Raw genomic sequence first — 15,181 nt, forward strand, 5'->3', positions numbered from 1 at the left:
GGCGACAGGTGCAGCCGGTCGGCGTCCCAGGCCCTGCGGTCCTGGACACTGCGCAGGGACCACAGGTCGAGGACCGGGCAGCCGTACCGGTCGGCGATGGCCCGGACATGCCCGTTGTACGTCGCGATCTTGCCCCGCAGGTGTTTGAGCACGGGCATCCCACGGGTGTCGAACCCGGTCGTCACCATCACCGTGCCGGCCACGGCGGTGAGCCGTACGAGGGCCCGCTCGAAACGCTCGGCCACCTCGTCCGGATCGGTACCGGGCCGGAGGATGTCGTTGCCCCCGGCGCAGAACGAGACGAGGTCCGGGGCCATGTCGACAGCCCGCGGAACCTGGTCCGCCACGATCTGGTCGAGGAGCTTCCCGCGCACGGCGAGGTTGGTGTACTGGAAGTCGCCTTCGGGCCGGCGGTCGGCGAGCAGGACGGCGAACCGGTCGGCCCAGCCGACGAACGCCCCGTCGGGGCCGGGATCACCGACGCCCTCGGTGAAGCTGTCCCCCACCGCCACGTACGACCCGATCACTGCTCTGCTGTCACTCTTCGAATCGTCTGCCACAGCCGCTCATGATTCACCCTCTAATGTGACCTACGCGACCGTAGGCAGGGGTTGACGGGCGGTGAGATAAGCCACTTCCCAAGTGTTCGCCAACTCCGGAATAGGTCACCCGTCAGCGATGTTGGGGGGTCAGTCGCCACACCCGGAAGCCCGTGATCCGGAAGTGGCTCCACACGGTCCGGAAGGCGAAGTGCCCGCTGGTGTACGGCTGCGGATCCGCGTAGTCGAAGACGAGGCGCCCGTTGTTCCACCACCTGACCGTCGAGCCGTCGGAGACGATCCGGACCCGGTTGGGCTCGTTGGGGACCAGCAGCGGCTCGGTGTAGTCGTAGACCAAGGGCCGCACACCGGGCTCGCCGACGTACCGCCGCAGCCGGGTCGTGGTGTTGTAGTTGGCGCCGTAACCGGCGTAGTACGTCGTCAGGTGGTCGTACTCCTCCAGCGCCCCGCCGCGCGGCGTGGCGAAGAGATCTCCGGGGGAGCGTACGTCGGTCGCGTTCCAGAAGTTGTTGAGGTCCGAGACACGGTCGTTGACCCCGCCCTCGGAGACCGGCGTGGCGGTGTACTCGAGGACGTACGGCCCGTCGAGCCGCCGTCTGAACCACACGGTCGCCCCGCTCGGTACGTCGATCTCCAGAACGCCGCGAGAGGCGGTCACGCTCCCGCTGTCCTGGAGTTCGGTCGCCCACTGGGCGAGGCCGTGGCAGAAGTCGTCGTGGGCGATGAGGCGGCGGTGCCGGGGCGCGGCGTAGGCGGCGCCCGTCGGGACGAGGGCCGCCAGGCCGGCTCCGGCGGCCAGGGCTGCGAACGCTCTGCGAGTGGTCGGCACGGGACACGTCTCCTTGGGGATCCGCCTGGAAGGCTCTAGAAAGCGCTTGCACTCCGGACGGGATCACTGTGTCCCAACTGCCGCCCGCTGTCGATCCCTTGGGCCGGCCGATCACCACAAGCCCACGCACACACCGAAGGCCGGACCCGGGGATCGGGGTCCGGCCGACGGTTGCGTGTGAGGCAGGTGGTCGTGCGGTCGGTCAGCCGACGGAGACGCCGTGCGAGCGCAGGTAGGCGACCGGATCCACGTCCGAGCCGTAGTCCGGCGTGGTGCGGATCTCGAAGTGCAGGTGCGGTCCGGTCACGTTGCCGGTGGCACCGGAGAGGCCGATCTGCTGTCCGGCGCTCACGGTCTGGCCCGCCGAGACGGAGAGCGAGGACAGGTGGGCGTACTGCGCGTAGCTGCCGTCGTTCAGCTTGATGACGACCTGGTTGCCGTACGCACCGCCCCAGCCCGCGGAGACGACCGTGCCCGCGCCGACGGCCTTGAGCGAGGTGCCCGTCGGGACGACGAAGTCGACACCGGTGTGGTAGCCGCTGGACCACATGCTGCCGGACATCCGGTACGGGGTGCCGACGGTGGCACCGTCCACCGGGGCGCTGTAGCCGCTGGAGGTCGCGGCGGCCGGCTTGGCGGCAGCCGGCTTCGAGGACGACTCGGAGGCGGACGGCTTCGGAGCCGAGGGCTTGGAAGCCGAGGGCTTGGAGGCCGAGGGCTTCGACGGGGACGGGGACGAGGACTTGGGCTCGCCCGCTGCCGCCCTCTTGCCGATCGACAACTTCAGGCCTGGGTGGATCAGCGACGGGTCGTCGCCGACGGCGTCACGGTTGTCCGCGTAGAGCTTCTTCCAGCCGCCGTCGACGTTCTGCTCGTCGGCGATCTTCGCGAGATAGTCACCGGCCCGCACGGTGTAGGTGCGGGCGCCCGTGGCCTTTTCGGCGGCCTTCTTCTCGGCGGCCGGAGCGGACTGGACGGACTTTTCCGGAGTCGACTGCGGGGTGGCGGCGTGGGCGCCGGCGGCCCCCATGAGCGGAAGGGCGAGAGCGGCCCCGCCGGTTCCGGCGACGGCGATGGAGCGGGTGAAACGCTGAATCTTCGGGCGGCGGTGCTTACCCTTCGCGGGCATGGCGAATTCCTCTCCGGCGCCTACGAGGTGAGCTGTCGGGTTCGGACTGGAGATGCCCGGCCGCGCCGAGGCGCGGCTTAACCCCAAGCCGTTCCGGGAACCGGAACAGGCGTCTTACCTGTGGGTCCCCCGCTCCTGCCGTACACGGGTCAGTGTGTGCGGGCTCCGGGCGGCGGCAGGATTAGGCGTCCGTCCGGATTGGTGTGGAACGTAAGCGACCAAGACGCAAAGGGACAAGCTTGCGGTTGCCTGTGACGGCGTTTTTCTTGACGCATCGGCACATTTTCCGTCACGGAGCGTGGATTACCGATCTCCCGCTTTCCTCAATGCCCCTGAATATCGCCAGAATTACGTGCACATGGCAACAACGCATCGTCACGAATATGACGATGCTCACGCACCCCGACCTCATCTCCTTTACGATCGGGGCACGTTATGCCGAAACAACCGAAGCACTCCCTATTCGGACAGAAAGGCTACTTACGCTTAAGCCGGACGACAGTGGCATCCAGATCCCCGCGCAGACCGACCCGCAGCCCGTGATGGAGCAGCACGGCACCCCGGTGAACTTCGCCCGTTTCGAGGCATTCGTACGATGCCGTGGGGTCGAGGCCCCGCAGCCGGAGCGCCGGGACGGGCTCGCCGTAGCGCTGCGCCTGGAGCCAGGCGAGGAGGACGGTCTCGTCACCGAGGGCGTACTGCACGGCGCTCAGGCCGCCCTCCGGCGGGCGCAGCCGGTACTGATCGCCGCGCTGCACCACGGGCCGGATCTCCTTGTAGAGCGCCACCCAGTCCCGCGCCTCGGCGAGCTCCTCCTGCGTCCACCGCGTGAGGTCGCCGCCGACCCCGAGCACCCCGGCCATGGCACTGACGAACCGGAACCGCAGGGAACTGGCCCGCTGGTTGAGCATGGCGTTCGGACTGTCGGTGACCCAGGCGGCCATGACCCGGGCCGGATGGATCTGGCTGAAGCCGTGCTGGATGGCGAGCCGGTCGAGCGGGTCGGTGTTGTCCGAGGTCCACACCTGGTCCGTGCGGCTGAGCACACCGAGGTCGATCCGGCCGCCGCCGCCCGAGCAGGACTCGAAGGCCACTCCGGGATGGGCGGCCCGCAGCCGGTCCAGCAGGGCGTAAAGAGCGTGGACGTGGTCGACCCACAGCCGCTGCGGGTAGGGGTCGTCCGGCCAGCCGGCGTCGGTGAAGCAGCGGTTGAAGTCCCACTTGACGTAGTCGATCGGGGCGCTGGAGAGGAGCCCGTCGAGCTGTTGCCAGAGGTACTCCTGGACGTCCTCGCGGGCGAGGTTCAGTACAAGCTGATTCCGGAACTCCGTCCGCTTTCGTCCCGGTTGGTACTGCACCCATTCCGGGTGCGCGCGGTACAGGTCGCTGTCGGCGTTGACCATCTCCGGCTCGACCCAGATCCCGAACTGCATGCCGAGGCCGTGCACATGGTCGGCGAGCGGCTTGAGGCCGCCCGGGAAGCGGTCCGGGTTGGGAGTCCAGTCACCTAGCCCGGCCCGGTCACTCGTACGCGCCCCGAACCAGCCGTCGTCGACCACGAACAGCTCGACGCCCATGGCAGCGGCCCGCTCGGCGAGCGCCCGCTGCTGCTCCTCGGAGATGTCGAACTCGGTGGCCTCCCAGGAGTTGAACAGCACCGGCCGGTCCTGGTCGGCGTCCGGGATCACGTACGCCCGCTGGTAGGCGTGCCAGGCGCGGCTCGCCCCGCCGAAGCCGCCGTCGGTCCAGAGCCCGGCGAAGACGGGAGTCGTGTACGACTCCCCCGTGCCGAGCACCACCAGGCCCGAGTCGTCGTATCCGGCCCCGCCGGTGATCTGCACGCGCGCGTCCGGGAGCTGGGCCACGGCGATCCGCCAGGACCCGGACCAGCCCAGGGCGCATCCGTAGACCTCGCCGCGCTCCTCGGTCGCGTCGGTGTCGAGCGCGACCCACGGCAGGTGCTGGTGACCGGTGTGGCCGCGGCGGCTGCCGATGACCTTCTCGCCGTGGGTGAGGACGGAGCGCTCCAGCCGGGACTCGGCGCCCCAGCGGCCGTGCAGCTGGGACAGCCGCCAGGTGTCGCGGTCGGGCAGGGTCCAGGTGGCGGAGTCGGCGCGCAGCACCTCGACGGCAGGGCCGCGGTTGTCGAGGGTCACCCAGCGCTCGACGACGTCCGTCGAGGAGCGTATCCGGTAGTGCAGCGTGATGCTCAGATCACCGTCGCGGAAGCGCAGCCGCAGCTCGCCGTCCCCGGCGTCATGCCCCTCGTAGGTCCACTCGGTGCCGCGCCGCTGCGGGGTACGTACGGACAGGGCGGGCCGGACGAAACGGGGGCCGCCCTCGACCGGGTACTCCTCGCGCCCGTCGAGCGGGGACTCGAAGGGCCAGTAGTCCGGCAGCGGCCGGACGGCGAGGGCCTCGGCGTCGGCGAGGCCGATCCGGGGGCCCCAGTGCAGGTGCAGCAGTTCGCCGCGGTCGGTGACGTGGACGGCGTAACTACTGGCCGGCCCCGAGAGCACCCACGTACGACCGTCTTCGGAGATGTCGAGCATCAAGGCCTCACAGATTCGAACAGGCCCGATCAGGTGCGACCAGGCCCCAACATCATCAAGGCCTGCGGGGGCTCCCGGCAACGTCTGTGGACAACTCATTGCCCCAGGCAGGCATGTCGTATCGTCGAGTGGTGCCCGTCGACGAGCCGCGTCGGCGGCGCCGAAGGGGAGGAGCCCTCGTGACGCAGCAGGTCCCGTCGACCGAGCCCGAGCTGGCCGGAGTGCGCAACTTCCGGGATGTGGGCGGACTGCCGACCGTGGACGGACGGCGGGTGCGGCAGGGGGTGCTGTTCCGCAGCGGCCACCTCGCGCATGCGACCGGTGAGGACGCCGCCTTCCTCACCACTCTGGGCCTGCACACGATCTTCGACTTCCGCAACGCCGCGGACCAGAAGCTGGAGGGGCCGGACGTCGAGCTGCCGGGCGTGCGCAATGTGAACCTGCCGCTGAGCGACCCGGCCGACGGCGCCGAGTTCTGGCGGATGGTCCGCGACGGCGACCTGGACCAGCTGCGCGCGATCCTCTCGGACGGCAAGGGCGCCAACCGGATGATCGCCTCGTACCGCACGATCATCAGGAACCGCACGGCCGAGCACTCCCAGGTGCTGCGCGCGCTCGCCGAGGACAGCGTCCCCGCCCTGATGCACTGCGCGGCGGGCAAGGACCGCGCGGGTCTGTCCGTCGCGGTGACGCTGCTCGCCCTGGGCGTCGAGCGCGAGGCGATCGTCGACGACTACCTGAAGTCCAACGCCAAGCACCGCCGCTACAAGGTGCACCGCAGCAGCTCCGCCGCCTCGGCCTACTCCCCCGAGGTCATGGACCTGCTCAGCCCCCTGTTCGACGCGCGCGCCGAGTACCTCGCGGCGGCCTTCGACACCATCGAGGAGACCTGGGGCGGCGTCGACGCCTATCTGGAGAAGGGGCTCGGACTCACCCCGGAGACCCGGGAGCGGCTGCGCGAGCGACTGCTCGACTGAGGAACACGGCTAGCGGGCCCCCGCCTCGAACAGGAAGTACGCGAACGCGGCGAAGATGTGCCCCACCACGAGGTAGATGAACAGCCGCACCCACAGGGCCCGGGGGAACTTCTCCTCCATGTCCTTCACGGCGTGCCTCCAGGGGTGGGGCCCAGGCACAGGGTGGCCGTGGGGCTCTGCAAGAGGGTGTGGACGAAGAGCAGTTCGACACCGTCCGGGTCCTGGGCGGCGATGCGGTGCGGGGTGAGCGAGTCGAAGTGTGCGCTGTCGCCGGGCGCGAGCTGGTGCGTGGTGTCGCCGAGGCTCAGCCGCAGCCGCCCCCGGAGCACATGGAGCCACTCCTCACCGGGGTGGACGCGCACGATGTCGCCCTGGGAGCCGTACGGGACGTGGACGCGCAGGGCCTGCATCCCGCGCCCGGAGGCGCCGGCCTGCCAGTACGTCCAGCCGCCCGCGGCGGTCGGTTCCATGTCGGCGGCGCGGATGACGGCGTCCCGGTCGGCGACGGTCTCGCCGAGCAGCTCGGAGACCGTCGTACCGTAGATGCGGGCGAGCGCGAGCAGCATCGGCAGGGAGGGCTGGCGCTGCCCGGTCTCCAGGCGGGAGAGGTGGGCGGGCGACAGCCCGGCGGCGCGGGCCGCGGCCTCCAGGGTCAGGGAGGCCCGGCGCCGCAGGGCGCGCAGCTGCGGCGCGACGGCGGGCAGCGCACCGGCCGCCTGGTCGGCCGACGGGTCGGTCCCGGAGGACCGCCCGGTCTCGGAGGAGCTCATGCCTCCATTCAGCCGGAGCCTTGCCTCAGCGGCAAATTTCTTGCCTCTGAGGCAAAAACGCGCTTATCGGTTGGCCACCGCCTGCTTGACCAGCGTCTTCCCGAAGTCCCAGACCAGCCCGCCGTCGTGCGCGTCGTCCATCACGGCCGTGAAGGCGTCGACGAACCGGTCCACCTCCCGCTCGCCGATGATCAGCGGCGGGATCAGCTTGATCACCTCCATGTGGTCGCCGGAGACCTGGGTGAGGATCCGGTGCTTCTGGAGGAGCGGTACGACGACCATCTGCGCGAACAGTCCCTTGCGGGCGGCCTGGAGCACGGCCCAGCGGCTGCGCAGCTTCAGCGACTTCGGGCGGCCGAACTCGATGCCGATCATCAGGCCCCGGCCGCGGACGTCGGCGAGCATCTCGTACTTGTCCGTCAGCGCCGCGAGCCGGGATCTGAGCCGTTCCCCGGTGGCACGGACGCCGGCGACGATCTGCTCGTTCTCCATCACCGACAGCACCGCCAGGCCCGCCGCCATGGCCTGCGCGTTGGACCCGAAGCTCGCCGAGTGGACCAGCACCCGGTCCATGGACGAGTAGACCTTCTTGAAGATCCAGTCCTTGCCGAGCGTGGCGCCCACCGGCACGTATCCGCCGGAGAGCGCCTTGGCCACGCACACCAGGTCGGGCTCCACTCCGTCCTCGTGCTGGTAGCCGTAGAAGTCGCCGGTGCGGCCGAGGCCCGTCTGCACCTCGTCGGCGATGAGCAGCGCCTTGTGCCGGTGCAGCAGTTCCTGGGCGGCCCGCAGATAGCCGGGCGGGGCCTCCAGCACGCCCTTGCCCTGGATCGGCTCGACGATCAGGGCGGCGACGTCGCCCTTCCTCAACTCCCTTTCCAGCGCGTCGAGGTCACCGAGGGGTACGGCCGTGTCGGGCAGCAGCGGGGCGAAGCCGTCACGGAAACCGGCCTCGCCGTTCACGGAGAGGGAGCCGGTGGTCAGGCCGTGGAAGGCGTGCGCGCAGTACAGGACTCTGGGCCTGCCGGTGACGAACCGGGCGAACTTCAGCGCCCCCTCGACCGCCTCCGTGCCGCTGTTACCGAAGAACACCCGGTCCAGGTGCGGACTGTGCGCGAGCAGCTTCTCGGCCAGCAGGCCGGGCAGCGGCTGGCAGTCGAACCGGGTGAGGTCGGCGAGCTGGGCGTCCAGGACGTCGTGCAGGGCCTTGCGCACCACCGGGTGGTGGCGGCCCAGACCCATCACCCCGAACCCGGCGAGCATGTCCAGGTAGTCGTTGCCGTCCGCGTCGTAGAAGTAGGCGCCCTCGGCGCGCTCGTAGACCTTGTCGAAGCCGATGGTGTGCAGCATGCGCGGGAGCTGGTGGTTGAGGTACCGGGTGTGCAGCTCGTAGCGCTCGGCTCCGCGTTCGGCGAGCAGTGCGCCGAGGTCGAACGCCTCGGCCTGCGACGACTCCGGCGCGGACTCGGCGGTTGTCATTCCTGTGGCTCCTTGGACAGCTCTTTCTTCACGGTCAGGCTCGCGCTGATCCGTCCGGCGACCTCGACGGGTGTCAGGCCGATGTCGGCGAGCACCTCGCCGCGCTTGGCGTGCGCGAGGAACTGCTCCGGGATCCCGAAGCGCCGTACGGGGACATCGACTTCGGCGTCGCCCAGGGCCAGCGCCACGGCCGAGCCAACCCCGGCCGCCCGGCTGTTGTCCTCGACGACGGCGACCAGGCGGTGCTCGGCGGCCAGGCCCGGGAGCGCCGGGTCGACGGGCTTGACCCAGCGGGGGTCGACGACGGTGCAGCCGATACCGCGCGCTTCGAGCAGCTCGGCGGCCTGGAGGCAGACGGGCGCCATCACGCCCACGGCCACCAGCAGCACCTGCGGCTCGGGAGAACGGTGCAGCACGTCCAGTCCGCCCACCCGGTCCACCGCCGGGATCGACGGGCCGACGGACTCCTTCGGGAAGCGCAGCAGCGTGGGGGCGTCGTCGACGGCGACCGCCTCGCGCAGCTGGGCGCGCAGCTGGTCGGCGTCACGCGGCGCGGCGATCCTGAGGCCGGGGACGACCTGGAGGACGGACATGTCCCACATGCCGTTGTGGGAGGCCCCGTCGACGCCGGTGACCCCGGCCCGGTCCAGCACGAAGGTCACCCCGCAGCGGTGCAGCGCCACGTCCATCAGGAGCTGGTCGAAGGCACGGTTGAGGAAGGTGGCGTAGACGGCGACGACCGGGTGCAGGCCGCCCGTCGCCAGGCCCGCCGCGGACACGGCCGCGTGCTGCTCGGCGATGCCGACGTCCCACACCCGGTCCGGGAACCGCTCGGCGAACCCGCCCAGGCCGACCGGATGCAGCATGGCGGCGGTTATCGCGACCACGTCGTCCCGCTCCTCGCCGATCCTGACGATCTCGTCGCCGAACACGGAGGTCCAGGAGAGGCCGCCCGCCGGCGAGAGCGGCGCGCAGGTCAGCGGGTCCATGACGCCGACGGTGTGGAAGTGGTCCTCCTCGTGGGCGAGGGCGGGCTCGTAGCCGCGGCCCTTCTCCGTGAGGCAGTGGACGAGGACCGGCCCGTGGAAGCGTTTCGCGCGCCGCAGCGCGGACTCCACGGCCCCGATGTCGTGCCCGTCGATCGGGCCCACGTACTTCAGGCCCAGGTCCTCGAACAGGCCCTGCGGGGCGAACGCGTCCTTGAAGCCCTTCTTCGCGCCGTGCAGGGCCTCGTAGAGGGTGCTGCCGACCAGGGGCGTGGCCTGGAGCACGTCCTTGCCCCAGGCCAGGACCCGCTCGTAGCCGTCGGTCGTGCGCAGGGTCGCGAGGTGGTTGGCGAGGCCGCCGATGGTCGGGGCGTAGGAGCGTTCGTTGTCGTTGACGACGATGATCAGCGGGCGGTTCTTGGCGGCGGCGATGTTGTTCAGCGCCTCCCAGGCCATGCCGCCGGTCAGGGCGCCGTCGCCGATGACCGCGACGACATGGCCCTTCTCCCCCTGCACCTGGCGGGCCTTGGCGAGCCCGTCGGCCCAGCCGAGCGCCGTGGAGGCGTGGCTGTTCTCGATGACGTCGTGCTCGGACTCCTCGCGCGAGGGGTAGCCGGACAGGCCGCCCTTGCCGCGCAGCTTGGAGAAGTCCTGGCGTCCGGTCAGGAGTTTGTGCACGTAGCTCTGGTGGCCGGTGTCCCACAGGATGCGGTCGACCGGCGACTCGAAGACCCGGTGCAGGGCGACGGTGAGCTCCACCACCCCCAGGTTGGGCCCCAGATGACCCCCGGTCCTGGCGACCGCGTGCACCAGGAACTCCCTGATCTCGTCGGACAGTTCGCCGAGTTCCGCCTCGGACAGCGCCTTCAGGTCGCGTGGTCCCCGGATGGTCTCCAGAATCGTCACGATCGGGCCCCCTTCGGTCCGTGCTCTTCAGCTCACGGTGACGGCCGGCTCCCCCGACCCCACGCCGTCCTGCTCCATCTGCTCGGCGAGCTTCATCGCCTCTTCGATCAGCGTCTCGACGATCTTCGACTCGGGGACGGTCTTGACGACCTCGCCCTTGACGAAGATCTGCCCCTTGCCGTTGCCGGAGGCCACCCCCAGATCGGCCTCCCGGGCCTCGCCGGGTCCGTTGACCACACACCCCATGACGGCGACCCGCAACGGCACTTCCATGCCCTCGAGTCCGGCCGTGACCTCGTCGGCGAGCTTGTAGACGTCGACCTGGGCGCGACCGCAGGACGGGCAGGAGACGATCTCCAGCCTGCGCTGCCGCAGCCCCAGCGACTGAAGGATCTGGATGCCGACCTTGACCTCCTCGGCCGGTGGCGCGGACAGCGACACCCGGATCGTGTCGCCGATGCCCCGCGACAGCAGCGCGCCGAAGGCCACCGCCGACTTGATCGTGCCCTGGAACGCCGGACCCGCCTCCGTCACCCCGAGGTGCAGCGGGTAGTCGCACTGCTCGGCGAGCTGCCGGTACGCCTCGATCATCACGACCGGGTCGTTGTGCTTGACGGAGATCTTGATGTCCCGGAAGTCGTGCTCCTCGAACAGGGACGCCTCCCACAGCGCGCTCTCGACGAGCGCCTCCGGGGTCGCCTTGCCGTACTTCTGGAGCAGCCGCCGGTCCAGCGACCCGGCGTTGACGCCGATCCTGATCGGGGTGCCGCGGTCCTTGGCGGCCTGCGCGATCTCCTTGACCCGGTCGTCGAACTGCTTGATGTTGCCGGGGTTCACGCGGACCGCCGCGCAGCCCGCCTCGATGGCCGCGAACACGTACTTCGGCTGGAAGTGGATGTCCGCGATCACCGGGATCTGCGACTTGCGGGCGATGGTCGCGAGCGCGTCCGCGTCGTCCTGGGTCGGGCAGGCGACCCGGGCGATCTGGCAGCCGGACGCGGTGAGTTCGGCGATCTGCTGCAAGGTGGCGCCGATGTCCGACGTACGCGTCGTCGTCATCGACTGCACCGACACCGGGGCCCCGCCCCCGACCGCCACCGGACCGACCTGGATCCGGCGCGAGACGCGCCGCTCCTCGATCGGCCGGACCGGTACCTCGGGAACGCCCAGCTGGACAGCGGTCATGGCGTCACTCCCGGTTTCCGGAGACCGTCTCGCGCATGGCGCGCAAGGACTCCTTCAGCGATCCCATGGTGGCCAGGACGGCGGTGGGCTCGTAGCCGCAGTGCGCCATGCAGTTGGCGCAGCGCGGGTCCTTGCCGCGGCCGTACTTGTCCCAGTCGGTGTCCTCGACCAGCTCCCGGTACGTCGGCACATAGCCGTCGCTCATCAGGTAACAGGGGCGCTGCCAGCCGAAGAGCGAGTAGTTCGGGATCGCCCAGGCGGTGCACGGGAAGTCGACCTTGCCCTCCAGGAAGTCCAGGAAGAGCGGGGAGTGGTTGAGCCGCCAGCGGCGCCGGTTGCCGCCCGCGAAGGCCTTCTTGAACAGCTCGCGGGTCTGCTCCACGCCGAGGAAGTGCTCCTGGTCGGGGGCCTTCTCGTAGGCGTAGGCGGGCGAGATCATCATCTCGTCGACCTTGAGGTCGTCGTTGAGGAAGTTCAGCACCTCGATGATGGTCTGCGGGGTGTCGGTGTTGAAGAAGGTCGAGTTGGTGGTCACCCGGAAGCCGCGCCGCTTGGCCTCCTTGATGGCCTCCACGGCCTCGTCGAACACGCCCTCCTTCGCCACCGACTCGTCGTGCCGCTCGCGCAGCCCGTCGATGTGCACCGCGAAGGCGAAGTAGGGGGAGGGCTTGAACTTGTCCATCTTCTTGCGCAGGAGCAGGGCGTTGGTGCACAGGAAAACATACTTCCGCTTGGCCACCAGCTGACGCACGATCTCGTCGATCTGCGGATGCATCAGCGGCTCGCCACCGGCGATGGACACCATGGGGGCGCCGGACTCCAGCACTGCCCCCACGGCCTGCGCGACCGGCATCCGCTGCTTGAGCACCCCTGCCGGGTGCTGGATCTTGCCACACCCCTCGCACTTGAGGTTGCAGGCGTACAGCGGCTCCAGCTCCACGATGAGCGGGAACTTGTCCCGTCGGCGGAGCTTCTGTTCAGCCAAGTACGTAGCGACCTTGATGGACTGTCGGAGCGGCATGGCCATCTGGCTCACCTCCTGGGGAGCAGCAAGGAACGGTGCCATTCGAAGAAAGCGGGAAGGACGGAACGAAGGACACGGAAAGCCGATATTCCACCGCGTACCGTGCCGATCCTGACGAGTTCATGTTCTGGAGCGTCCACGACCACCCGGACGGCCGCAACCGGGCGCTCGCCCGCGCGCACGGCGCTCAAAAGCGTGGCCGCCGACTCCATGTCGACCGCGATCGCTCCGGTCGCGCGCAGATCGGACCGTTCGTGACCTCGGACGACGTGGTCGGAGCCGGTGAGCGGCCCGGTGTGCACGGTCCGCCCGGGCACCGCGCGGCCCAGCTCCTTGACCAGCAGGTCGGTCCCGACGCAGGCGGTCGTACCGCGCGGGTCGCGGGTCTCCTCGGCGACGACCAGGTCACCGGGGTGCATGCCGGGCGCGAGCCCCGCGCAGAAGCCCGTGGCCAGGACGGCGGCGTCGCGCAGGGCCGGGTCGGCGAGCATCCGGGTGACGGACCGCTCGGCCGCCGCCGGCCCCATGCCGGTCCGCAGCACGGTGACCGGCCCGCCGACGCCGCCACGGCCCCCCGCGCGCAGGGCGAGCTGCTCGATGCCGAGCGCGCAGGCGATCAGCAGCGGGGCTGGAGCGGGCTGGGTGCTCATTCAGCTCCCTTGGCCTCGGCGAGCGGCATCCGGGTCTCTCCGCTCCCCTTGGCCTCGGCGAGCGGCTTCCCGGCCGCCCCGCTCCCCTGGTGCCGGTCGGCGAAGGGCTCCCCGTTCAGGTACCGGCCGAGCGCGGTGAGCGGGAACACCTGCCGGTAGAGGTGGTAGTTGATCGGGAAGTCCCACGGGAAACCAGTCCCCGTGAAGTACGGCTCGTCCCAGGAACCGTCCTCCCGCTGGGTGGCGGCGAGCCACTCGATGCCGCGTTCGACGGCCTTGGAGTCCCGCTCCCCCGCCGCGAGCAGGGCCATCAGCGCCCATGCCGTCTGGGAGGCGGTCGAGGCGCCCCTGCCGCTCCACTCCTTGACGTACTTGTAGGAGCGCAGGTCCTCGCCCCAGCCGCCGTCGTCGTTCTGGACCGACTCCAGCCAGGTCACGGCCCGGCGGATCGCCGGGTGCGCGGCGGGGATGCCCGCGGCGACCAGGGCGGGTACGACGGACCCGGTGCCGTAGACGTAGTTGACGCCCCAGCGCCCGAACCACGAGCCGTCGGGCTCCTGTTCGGCCAGCAGCCACTCGATGCCGCGCCGGGTGCGCGGGTCGTGGGCGAGGCCCTCGACGGCGAGCATCTCGACGACGTGGGCGGTGACGTCGGCGGAGGGCGGGTCGATGACCTCGCCGAAGTCGCAGAACGGCAGCCGGTTCGGGAAGGGGCTGGTGTTGTCGACGTCGAAGGCGGCCCACGCGCCGTTCTTCGACTGCATGCCGAGGGTCCAGCGCACACCGCGCCCGACGGCCTTGTCCACCCGCACCGGGTCGTGGTGGGCGATCCGGCGCAGGGCGAGGATCACCTCGGCGGTGTCGTCGATGTCGGGGTAGTTGTCGTTGTGGAACTCGAACGCCCAGCCCCCGGGCGGCAGTCCGGGCCGCTGCACCGACCAGTCACCGGGCCGGACGATCTCCTCGCCCAGCATCCAGTCCGCGGCCTTCACCAACTGCGGGTGGTCGGCCGGCAGTCCGGCGTCGACGAGCGCGATCGCGGCCAGGCAGGTGTCCCACACCGGCGACTGGCAGGCCTCGATCATCCGGGCCCCGTCCTCGCGCCACACGGCGAACCGGTCCAGCGAGGCGAGTCCCTCGCGCATCACGGGGTGCTGGAGGTCGTAGCCGAGCAGGTGCAGGGCGATGATCGAGTACACGGCCGGGGGCTGGATGCCGCCCCAGCAGCCGTCGTTCTCCTGCCGCTCGATGATCCAGCGGGCGGCGCTGTTCATCGCGGCTCTGCGCAGCCGGCGCGGCGCGACCTTCCGCAGGGCGTGCAGGCCCTTGTCCATCCGCTGGAAGGCGCCGTCCCAACTGAACGCCGGGGCAAGCGGCCTGGCCGGGTTCGGGTGGGCCGGGTCGGTGTGCAGCTCGTCCAGCGGGAAGGGCGCGGGGCGGACCGGCCGCTTCGCGGAGACGATCGTCAGCGGGACGATGGTCTGCCGGGCCCAGCAGCCGAAGTCGTAGATGTTGAGCGGCATCCACTTCGGAAAGTAGATGAGTTCCGGAGGCAGTTCGGGGAGGTCCTCCCACTTCCACCAGCCGAACAGCGCCAGCCAGATCCGGGTGAAGACCCGGGCGGCGGCGATGCCGCCCTGCTCGCGGATCCAGGCGGAGGCCTTCGCCATGTGCGGTGCGCCGGGCTCGTCGCCGGCCAGGCGGAGGGCGACGTAGGCCTCGACAGTGGCGGAGAGTTCGCCGGGACCGCCGTAGAAGGTGGCCCACGTGCCGTCCTCGCGCTGCTCGCCGCGGATGAAGAGCGCGGCGGCCTGCGTGGTCTTCTCGTCGCGGATGCCCAGGAACTGACGGAGCAGCAGGTCCTCGGCGTCCATCGTGACGTTGGTCTCGAGGTCGCCCTTCCACCAGCCCTCGGCGTCCTGGCGCGAGAGCAGGAAGTCCGTGGCGCGCTGTACGGCGCGGGCGGCGGCTTCTGGCACCCCGGCCGCCACGGGGGTGTCGGTGTCGGTTTCGCTGGCCGCGGCGGCGCGGGGTGGCAGGGCCCCGGTGCTTCCGTCGGTCGTCGCTGTCATGGCTTCCCCTTCGTGCAGTGGTGCAAGGTGTGCAGCTGCTGTGGGTCCGCCGTCGGCCGGTG

At 70.4% G+C, this 15,181-nt stretch carries 13 protein-coding genes and 1 riboswitch; of the genes, 1 reads left to right on the forward strand and 12 read right to left on the reverse strand.

Annotated features, from left to right (window positions below; all coding sequences use genetic code 11):
- The 4 genes from AOQ53_RS36235 to AOQ53_RS36250 all read right to left on the reverse strand — a co-directional run.
- Positions 1 to 527, reverse strand: a 527-nt coding sequence (locus tag AOQ53_RS36235; RefSeq protein ID WP_059423925.1) for an SGNH/GDSL hydrolase family protein, incomplete at its 3' end; no start/stop codon positions are given.
- 145 nt (positions 528 to 672) lie between these two features.
- On the reverse strand, positions 673 to 1,389 hold the full coding sequence (locus AOQ53_RS36240; protein WP_059423927.1) for a DUF6250 domain-containing protein: 717 nt from the start codon (positions 1,387 to 1,389) through the stop codon (positions 673 to 675).
- 202 nt (positions 1,390 to 1,591) lie between these two features.
- Positions 1,592 to 2,518, reverse strand: a complete 927-nt coding sequence (locus AOQ53_RS36245; protein WP_059423929.1) for a M23 family metallopeptidase — start codon at positions 2,516 to 2,518, stop codon at positions 1,592 to 1,594.
- A 2-nt stretch (positions 2,519 to 2,520) separates the two neighbouring features.
- A riboswitch (cyclic di-AMP (ydaO/yuaA leader) is annotated at positions 2,521 to 2,683 on the reverse strand.
- A gap of 311 nt (positions 2,684 to 2,994) precedes the next feature.
- Positions 2,995 to 5,070, reverse strand: coding sequence for an alpha-galactosidase (locus AOQ53_RS36250; RefSeq protein ID WP_059423931.1), 2,076 nt, complete (start codon positions 5,068 to 5,070; stop codon positions 2,995 to 2,997).
- Positions 5,071 to 5,249: 179 nt separating this feature from the next.
- On the opposite strand from AOQ53_RS36250, the gene AOQ53_RS36255 reads away from it, so the two are divergent.
- Entirely contained in the window at positions 5,250 to 6,047 is a 798-nt protein-coding gene (locus tag AOQ53_RS36255) for a tyrosine-protein phosphatase (protein ID WP_059423933.1), read from the forward strand.
- A gap of 9 nt (positions 6,048 to 6,056) precedes the next feature.
- Here AOQ53_RS36255 and AOQ53_RS36260 read toward each other — a convergent pair whose 3' ends face one another.
- The 8 genes from AOQ53_RS36260 to shc form a co-directional block, all read right to left on the reverse strand.
- Positions 6,057 to 6,176, reverse strand: coding sequence for a DUF6126 family protein (locus AOQ53_RS36260; protein ID WP_059423935.1), 120 nt, complete (start codon positions 6,174 to 6,176; stop codon positions 6,057 to 6,059).
- A complete protein-coding gene (locus tag AOQ53_RS36265; RefSeq protein ID WP_059423936.1) occupies positions 6,173 to 6,817 on the reverse strand; it encodes a helix-turn-helix domain-containing protein in 645 nt (214 codons plus the stop codon). Before AOQ53_RS36265 ends, AOQ53_RS36260 begins: the two co-directional genes overlap by 4 nt.
- A 63-nt stretch (positions 6,818 to 6,880) precedes the next feature.
- Positions 6,881 to 8,296 (reverse strand): aspartate aminotransferase family protein, encoded by a 1,416-nt coding sequence (locus AOQ53_RS36270; protein ID WP_059423938.1) that lies wholly within the window; start codon positions 8,294 to 8,296, stop codon positions 6,881 to 6,883.
- The gene (gene dxs, locus AOQ53_RS36275) at positions 8,293 to 10,188 is read right to left on the reverse strand and encodes a 1-deoxy-D-xylulose-5-phosphate synthase (protein ID WP_059423940.1); all 1,896 of its coding nucleotides are present in this window, start codon (positions 10,186 to 10,188) and stop codon (positions 8,293 to 8,295) included. The genes AOQ53_RS36270 and dxs overlap by 4 nt, the downstream gene beginning before the upstream one ends.
- Before the next feature lie 27 nt (positions 10,189 to 10,215).
- Positions 10,216 to 11,373: a flavodoxin-dependent (E)-4-hydroxy-3-methylbut-2-enyl-diphosphate synthase gene (gene ispG / locus AOQ53_RS36280; protein ID WP_059423942.1), complete on the reverse strand. Its 1,158-nt coding sequence runs from the start codon at positions 11,371 to 11,373 to the stop codon at positions 10,216 to 10,218.
- Between the two features lie 4 nt (positions 11,374 to 11,377).
- A complete protein-coding gene (gene hpnH / locus AOQ53_RS36285; RefSeq protein ID WP_059423944.1) occupies positions 11,378 to 12,400 on the reverse strand; it encodes an adenosyl-hopene transferase HpnH in 1,023 nt (340 codons plus the stop codon).
- 5 nt (positions 12,401 to 12,405) lie between these two features.
- Complete coding sequence (locus tag AOQ53_RS36290; protein ID WP_059423946.1) at positions 12,406 to 13,047, reverse strand: phosphorylase family protein; 642 nt, start codon at positions 13,045 to 13,047, stop codon at positions 12,406 to 12,408.
- Complete coding sequence (gene shc / locus AOQ53_RS36295; RefSeq protein WP_059423948.1) at positions 13,044 to 15,119, reverse strand: squalene--hopene cyclase; 2,076 nt, start codon at positions 15,117 to 15,119, stop codon at positions 13,044 to 13,046. The genes AOQ53_RS36290 and shc overlap by 4 nt, the downstream gene beginning before the upstream one ends.
- Positions 15,120 to 15,181: the final 62 nt, after the last annotated feature.

This window comes from Streptomyces azureus (assembly GCF_001270025.1).
Classification (GTDB): Bacteria; Actinomycetota; Actinomycetes; order Streptomycetales; family Streptomycetaceae; genus Streptomyces; species Streptomyces azureus.